The 4,185-nt window shown below is 72.5% G+C and carries 2 protein-coding genes and 1 pseudogene; 1 reads left to right on the forward strand and 2 read right to left on the reverse strand.

The annotated features are described in order from the left end of the window. Positions 1-115 precede the first annotated feature (115 nt). On the reverse strand, positions 116-1,342 hold the full coding sequence (locus E4099_RS35085) for a diacylglycerol kinase catalytic domain-containing protein (protein ID WP_167828525.1): 1,227 nt from the start codon (positions 1,340-1,342) through the stop codon (positions 116-118). A 214-nt stretch (positions 1,343-1,556) separates the two neighbouring features. On the opposite strand from E4099_RS35085, the gene E4099_RS29800 reads away from it, so the two are divergent. Then, positions 1,557-2,840, forward strand: a complete 1,284-nt coding sequence (locus E4099_RS29800) for an adenylosuccinate synthase (RefSeq protein ID WP_135342224.1) — start codon at positions 1,557-1,559, stop codon at positions 2,838-2,840. Positions 2,841-2,946: 106 nt separating this feature from the next. On the opposite strand, the pseudogene E4099_RS29805 reads toward E4099_RS29800, so the two are convergent. Beyond that, positions 2,947-4,185: pseudogene (locus E4099_RS29805) on the reverse strand (hypothetical protein); the annotation flags it as partial.

The raw sequence follows: 4,185 nt of genomic DNA on the forward strand, positions 1-4,185 counted from the left end.
CTCCCGATGGCCCCGCCCCAGGGAGTGGGCCCCACCGGCAGCCCGGGACCTCACGGCCGACCTGGCGACCCCCATCGTTGTCCACAGCCTGTGGACAACGATGGGGGTGCGGCGGTCAGCCGCGGGGCAGCAGCAGCTGCCAGGCGCCGGGGAGGACGGTCCAGGTGCGGGTGCGTACCGGACCGCCGGTATGGGTGTCGGCGCGGTAGTGGAAGTCCGGGCCGGAGACCGTGATCATTCGGGCCCGGGCGCGCCGCGGCTCGCCGGCGCCCACCGGGTGCACCACCACCTCGGCCAGCCCGCTGCCCGGGGTCGACACGGCGACCCGGGCCACCGGCCGGTCCAGATCGGAGAGCAGCACCCCGTCCGCCTCCACCCGCAGCCGCTGCGCGGGCGGCTGGCCCCGGCGCCGCCCGGCCCCGCCCAGGCCGGGCACCGGCAGGGTGAGCAGGGCCAGGGCCGATCGGGCGGTACGGGCCGCCGGAGTCCACCAGGCCTGCGGCCGGGAGCCGGAGGCGGGCCGGGGCGCTCTGCCGGAGCCGCCGCCCGCCGGACCGCCGGCGGGCGGCGGAGCGGCGCCCTCCGCGCCCCGTGGGCCGGGCCTGTCGGGATCCCCGGCGGCGGGCTCCTCGGGCTCGTCGTGGCCGGTGTGCCGGCCGCTCGGTATGCCGGCACCGCCGGGTCCTGCGGGCCCGCCGGACGTGCCGAGCCACCCCCCGGCGCCCGCCGCACCGGCCGGATCGGTGACATCCGCCTCATCCGCACCAACCGCCCCACCGGAATCCGCCGGATACGCCCGGCCCGGCCCGCCGTAGGGCCCCTCGTCCGGAGCCCTGGCCGCCACGGCGGGTGGGCCCAGGGGGCCGTCCGCGGGGCCGTACGGCTCGTACGCCCGGTATCCGCCGGTCCCGCCGGGTGCCCCGGCCCGGCCGCTGCCGGACGGGATCCGCAGACCGCCCAGCACCACTTGGCCGCTGTCGTCCCGCAGCAGGTCCAGGCTGTGCACCCGTCCGTCCAGCACGGCGCGGGCCGCCCCCACGGCGCCCTGCGGAACGCCCAGCGAACGGGTCAGACCGAGCGCCGCCGGGCCGCCCACCGGAACCACCGCGAGCGGGGTGCCGGACAGCTCCCCAGCGTGCTGGAGCATGCGTACGACCTGGAGGAACGCCCGATCGTCACCGACCACCACGGGGCGTCTGCCACCGCGCCGGGCGAGCGCCCGGGCGACCTCCTCCGGGCCCTGCGGGAGGCAGATCTTCGCCTCCGCGCCGGCACACAGCACGTCCCTCGCGATACGCACGGATTCGCCGTCCACCCGGCGTGCGACCGGGTCGACGATCACGAGCAGTGGGTACTCCCGGACATCCGGGAGAGGATCTCCGGCGGGGTCTGGAGCCGACACCTCGGTCCTTCCTCAGGTAATCTCTCGGTGCAAGAGCCCCTGTCGCTGTTGCGCCAGGGGCTTCGTCTATCCGGGGCACCGGTTCGACGGCTCTTGGGGTGGCCTGAGCCACCACGCACGTTGGACATGCCCCGCCCGGAAGGGGTGTACGCCTGTGCCCGCACTTGTGCTGCTCGGTGCTCAGTGGGGTGATGAAGGCAAGGGAAAGGCCACCGATCTGCTCGGCGGCTCCGTGGATTACGTGGTGCGCTACCAGGGCGGTAACAACGCCGGCCACACGGTCGTCGTAGGCGACCAGAAGTACGCGCTCCACCTCCTCCCTTCCGGAATCCTCTCCCCGGGGTGCACCCCGGTCATCGGCAACGGTGTGGTCGTCGACCCGGCGGTCCTGCTCTCCGAGCTGAGCGGACTGAACGAGCGAGGCGTGGACACCTCCAAGCTCCTGCTCAGCGGTAACGCGCACCTGATCACCTCGTACCACACGACCATCGACAAGGTGTCGGAACGCTTCCTCGGAAAGCGGAAGATCGGTACCACCGGTCGCGGCATCGGTCCGACGTACGCCGACAAGATCAACCGCGTCGGCATCCGCGTCCAGGACATCTTCGACGAATCGATCCTTCGGCAGAAGGTCGAGGCGGCACTCGACTTCAAGAACCAGGTGCTCGCCAAGCTCTACAACCGGCGCGCCATCGCCGTCGACGAGGTCGTCGAGGAGCTGCTGGGCTACGCGGACAAGCTGAGCGGCTTCGTCTGCGACACCACCCTGGTGCTGAACAACGCCATCGACGAGGGCAAGGTCGTGCTCTTCGAGGGCGGCCAGGGCACCCTGCTGGACGTGGACCACGGCACGTACCCGTTCGTCACCTCCTCCAACCCGACCGCCGGCGGTGCCTGCACCGGCTCCGGGGTGGGCCCGACGAAGATCAACCGGGTCATCGGCATCCTCAAGGCGTACACCACCCGAGTGGGCGCCGGTCCGTTCCCGACCGAGCTGTTCGACGAGGACGGCGACAAGCTGCGCACCATCGGCGGCGAGCGCGGTGTGACCACCGGCCGCGACCGCCGCTGCGGCTGGTTCGACGCGGTGATCGCCCGCTACGCGACCCGGGTGAACGGCCTCACCGACTTCTTCCTCACCAAGCTGGACGTGCTCACCGGCTGGGAGCAGATCCCGGTGTGCGTGGCGTACGAGATCGACGGCAAGCGGGTCGAGGAGCTGCCCTACAGCCAGTCCGACTTCCACCACGCCAAGCCGATCTACGAGATGCTGCCGGGCTGGTCCGAGGACATCAGCAAGGCCAAGACCTTCGCTGAGCTGCCGAAGAACGCGCAGGCCTACGTGAAGGCGCTGGAGGAGATGTCCGGGGCGCCGATCTCGGCGATCGGCGTCGGCCCGGGCCGCGACGAGACGATCGAGATCAACTCGTTCCTGTGATCGGGTCCGGCCGCCGAGCCGGATGACGCCTCAGGGCCGCACCGCCATCCGATGGCGGTGCGGCCCTGACCCGTTCACGACGAACCCGCCCGGCCGGGGCGGCGGCTCAGCTGAGCCGGGTGAAGGTCTGGGTCTGCGACTCGTCGTTCTCGTCCTGGTACTCCTCGCGCAGCTTGTCGTTGCCCGAGGCGTGGAAGGTGATCGAGTTCGAGGCGGAGCACTGGTCCTCCGGCACCGAGCGGGTGATCTCCTCGGTGCTCAGCACCAGCTCGCCGTCCTTGACGGAGACCAGCCGCATGATCCCGGTGCACTCGGCCTTGTCGCTCTGCCAGAGGGTGGTGGCCACCCCGGTCCCGAACGCGCCCTGCTCGATCGTGATCTTGAAGGTGGCGTTCTTCGTCCCGTACGCGTCGCTCGCCAGCCAGGTACCCAGGTACTTCGCCGGGATCGGCTCGTCGCCCGACTCCGTCCGCCGCAGGGTGGCGGTCTCCGAGCCTTCGATGTCCGTCCAGGCCATGGAGCCGTCCGGGCGCAGTTTCAGGGTCTGCTCGCCGGTGTCGCTGCACTTGTCGGACGGCACACCGGTGCTCACCTTGCTCTCGATCACCAGCAGACTGCGCTTCGCCTTCAGCGTGCCGGTCTCCTGGCAGAACGCGTCCGCGGCGGACTCCAGGGTGTCGGCTACCTCGGAGCCGGTGGTGCCCTGGCTGAGGACGAACCGGCGGATCTTGCCGGTCGCGGTGCCGTCCTCCATGACCTCGCCCTCCCAGGCGCCCAGATAGTCGTCCGGGACGTCGCCCGTGGTGACCGGCTTGGTCGCCGGGGTCTGCGAGGAGGGCTCGGTGGACGGGGTCGCCGAGTGGGAGGCGTGGCTGGAGGGGGCGTTCGAGCGGCCGGGCTTGTGGTCCTTGTCCGCCGTGTCGTTCTTGCCCTTGTCCAAGGTGACGACGGCCATCGCCACCCCCGCGATCAGCAGCGTGGCCACGGTGGCACACACCGCGATCAGCATGCGCTTGCGGTGCTTGCCGGGCGGCGTCCCACCCCCGGACGGGGCCCCGCCGAGCAGTGCGGGGTTGCCGCCGGGCGGGGTGTGGCCAGTGCCGAACGGGGGGTTGCCGAGCGGGGCCGAGCCGCCGGGCGGAGTGTGGCCCGCGCTGCTGAAGGAGGTCATCTGGGGAGGCCCGAAGGCCGCCGGCGGGATGGCGGCGTTCACCGCGGGGGCAGCCGGAGGCGCGGATTCCGCGCCGGGCCGCGGGTGCGGTGCCGCCGGCTGGGCCGGGGGTACGGCCTGGGCGGGGCCAGCCTGCGGCGGACCTGCCTGCGGAGGTGCGGCCGGGGTCTGGGC

Source organism: Streptomyces palmae, assembly GCF_004684805.1.
Classification (GTDB): domain Bacteria; phylum Actinomycetota; class Actinomycetes; order Streptomycetales; family Streptomycetaceae; genus Streptomyces; species Streptomyces palmae.